The organism is Pedobacter sp. 01T416_2, assembly GCF_056398925.1.
Genome location: NZ_JBFTQI010000692.1, coordinates 1 through 3,199, shown reverse-complemented (window position 1 = coordinate 3,199; position 3,199 = coordinate 1). Strand labels below are relative to the sequence as shown.

General features: G+C 48.4%; 2 protein-coding genes. One reads left to right on the top strand and one right to left on the bottom strand.

Features of this window, described 5'->3' with window-relative positions; genetic code table 11:
• Positions 1–371 precede the first annotated feature (371 nt).
• A complete protein-coding gene (locus AC1DPQ_RS22560) occupies positions 372–551 on the top strand; it encodes a histone H1 (RefSeq protein WP_167294634.1) in 180 nt (59 codons plus the stop codon).
• A 201-nt stretch (positions 552–752) separates the two neighbouring features.
• On the opposite strand, the gene AC1DPQ_RS22555 is transcribed toward AC1DPQ_RS22560, so the two are convergent.
• On the bottom strand, positions 753–3,199 hold a 2,447-nt coding region (locus AC1DPQ_RS22555; RefSeq protein WP_477610942.1), incomplete at its 5' end, for an error-prone DNA polymerase.

Sequence of the window (3,199 nt, the reverse complement as noted above, 5' to 3'; positions counted from 1 at the left end):
CACTTTACACCGGCCAGGGATTTGATATCCAAAAAATCCCTGGCTTGCTGGATAATTGAAGTTTTCAGCGCGATAAAAAGACAGGTCTGTTTGGCAGCCACCTAAATTAAGTTAAAAATCGATCTTCATTTCGATGTTATGTTTTTGCCCATAGAATCCATACTAGGCTGTTCCGGATAGGGTATTTTGTTGGCGGATGCTACGGTTTATCCTTTGTAAGCAGAGGTAATAAGGGCAGGCAATAGTGCCGGGATTCGGAATTTTTAATAGTTCTTTTTGAATTTTGGTTGAAATGTTTAGTTTTAGGGCTGGAATACGGTTTCCTAGATAAAAAACAATACCCGGGCCATTTGGCCCTTTAAAAAACAGTTATGGACAAATTCAAACAGGTACAGGAAGTGATCGCTTCAGTTGAAGCTGATGTAGCAAAATTTTATGATGGTGGAAACGCTGCAGCTGGTACGCGTGTACGTAAAGCTATGCAGGATCTTAAAAACCTTGCCCAGGAGATCAGGGCTGAGGTGACCGAGAAAAAGAACAGCGCAAAATAAACAGGAGACTGTTTTGGGAAATAAGGCCACTGGTTTAGATCAGTGGCTTTTTTGTGGGTATAGATGTTTAATGCTTTTGTTTTTTTTGGCAACGCCGGGCTATCCGCTCATATGGCTTCAGGCCTTAACCACGGACTGGTATCCGCGGCTATCGCTGTCGCAGAATAATACGTATTCCAATGACCCGGTGTAATTTGATGATTATTTAAAATTTCTGCCTCCCGGAATGGCTGAGGCTGGAGCACCTTTTTCTGTTACATCTCTGTTGCCGGAATATGGTGCGGTCCTTTCATCGGATCTGGAGAAAGCGACTGTCGGGAAACCATTGTTCTCTTCCCTGTCCATTGATCGCAGGAGGCTGGTGAGATCAAAGCAGCGCTTGACGATCACATGGATCACTTCGCCTTCTATCTGCAGCTTCCCTTCAACCATAAGTAGTCTGGATTGGATGATTTCTTTTCGGAATTTTTCGAAGAGGTTTTCAAAGACGACCAGGTTGGTAAATCCTGTTTCATCCTCAATGGTGATAAAACATACGCCTTTGGCTGTTCCGGGTCGCTGGCGGACCAGGACGAGACCTGCTACTTTGATGGTCTGTCCGTCTTTTGCCTGGGCAAGGTCCTGGGTTGGCAAAACGCGGAGGAGGCTTAACTGTTCACGCACAAAACTGACCGGATGTGCTTTTAATGATAGGGATGTGGAGGCATAGTCCTGGATCACATGCTCGCCTTTGCTCATCAGGGGCAGGGTGGCCTGCATTTCCAGGCTGCTTTCTGAAGGCTGGTTTTCAAAGAGTGCAACCGGGCGGTCGGCCATGGCGGATACTTCCCAAAGGGCAGCTCTTCTGTCCAGACCAATGGAGCGGAAGGCATCGGCATCGGCAAGCCGTTCCAGTGCAGATAGGCTGAGCCCAGCATCCATCAGTTCGTGGATATGACTATATGCTTTTTTTCTGCCATTGGTCAGGTATTCGATATCTTTAGCATTCATGCCCTTGATCTGCCTGAAACCTAAGCGGAGCGCATGATATTTTCCGGACCTTTCTTCCAGCCGGTTATCCCAGGTGGAATAATTGATGTCTATGGGCCTGATTTCCACGCCATGCTTTTTAGCATCGATGACGATCTGTGCAGGCTGATAAAAGCCCATGGGCATACTGTTGAGCAGGGCTGCGGCAAAGACATCGGGATAATAACATTTGAGCCAGCAGGAAACATAGACCAGCAGGGCAAAACTGGCTGCATGGCTTTCTGGGAAACCATAGCTTCCAAATCCTTCCAGCTGCTTGAATACGCGTTTGGCAAAGTCCTCGGTATAACCTTTGCTGGTCATGCCGGTGATGAGTTTTTCTTCAAATTTGGAGACCATACCTTTAGCTTTAAAGGTGGCCATGCTCCTGCGCAGTTCATCGGCTTCTGCTGGGGTAAAGCCTGCGGCAACAATGGCGATCTTCATGGCCTGTTCCTGAAAGAGGGGAACGCCCAATGTTCGGTGCAGGATATCTTTTAATTCTTCGGAAGGATATTCCACGTTTTCTTCTCCGTTACGCCGTCTTAAGTAGGGATGGACCATATCACCCTGGATGGGGCCCGGACGGACAATGGCTACTTCGATCACCAGGTCATAAAAACATTTGGGTCTCAGGCGTGGCAGCATGGACATCTGGGCACGGCTTTCGATCTGGAAAACGCCCAGGGTATCGGCATGGCTGATCATTTCATAAACCTTGGGATCTTCTTTTTCGTTGATCTTGGCCATGGTCAGATCAAGGCTGTAATGTGCTTTGGCCAGATCGAATCCTTTTCTGATGCAGGTGAGCATGCCCAGGGCAAGTACATCGATTTTGAGGAAACCCAATGTGTCGATATCGTCTTTGTTCCACTCGATATTGGTCCGGTCTTCCATTCTGGCGTTCAGGATGGGGCAGAGGTCGGTCAGTTTGCCCCTGGTGATGACAAAGCCTCCGGTATGCTGGCCCAACTGTCTTGGAAAGCCCATCATCTGGGCAGTAAGGCTGAGTACTTTTCTAAGCAGTGGATCATTGGGGTTAAGGCCCTGCTCGGTAAGTTTTCCGCCTTCGAACCATTCATCGGTAAACTCCCAGATGGAGGAGGAGAGCCGGTTGATGGTATCCACCGATAGCCCCATCACTTTACCCACATCGCGGATCGCGCCTTTCTGGCGCTGCTGGGTGACGGTGGCTACAATGGCCGCGCGGTCGCGCCCGTATTTATTGTAGATATATTGGATTACTTCTTCCCTGCGTTCATGTTCAAAGTCCACATCGATATCAGGCGGCTCATTACGGGCGGAAGAGATAAAACGCTCAAAAAGGAGGTCAAATTTGGTGGGGTCTACCGAGGTAATGCCCAAACAGTAGCAGATGGTGGAATTGGCGGCAGAGCCGCGGCCCTGGCAAAGGATATGCTGGCTCCTTGCAAACCGCACGATATCATAAACGGTGAGAAAATAGGAAGCATAGTTCATTTCCTTCACAAATTTCATTTCATGGCTGATGTTATCGGTTACTTTTTTGGGCAGGTGCTCGCCAAAGATTTCGTGGGCACCTTTCATGGTCAGGTATTCCAGTTCCTCTTGCGGCGTTCTGCCCTCAGAGGTGATTTCCTCTGGATAGATGTATTTTAAGC

Bases quoted from the DNA above. Each gene is read 5' to 3' on its own strand.
- AC1DPQ_RS22560 (WP_167294634.1), top strand. From the start codon at position 372: ATGGACAAATTCAAACAGGTACAGGAAGTGATCGCTTCAGTTGAAGCT.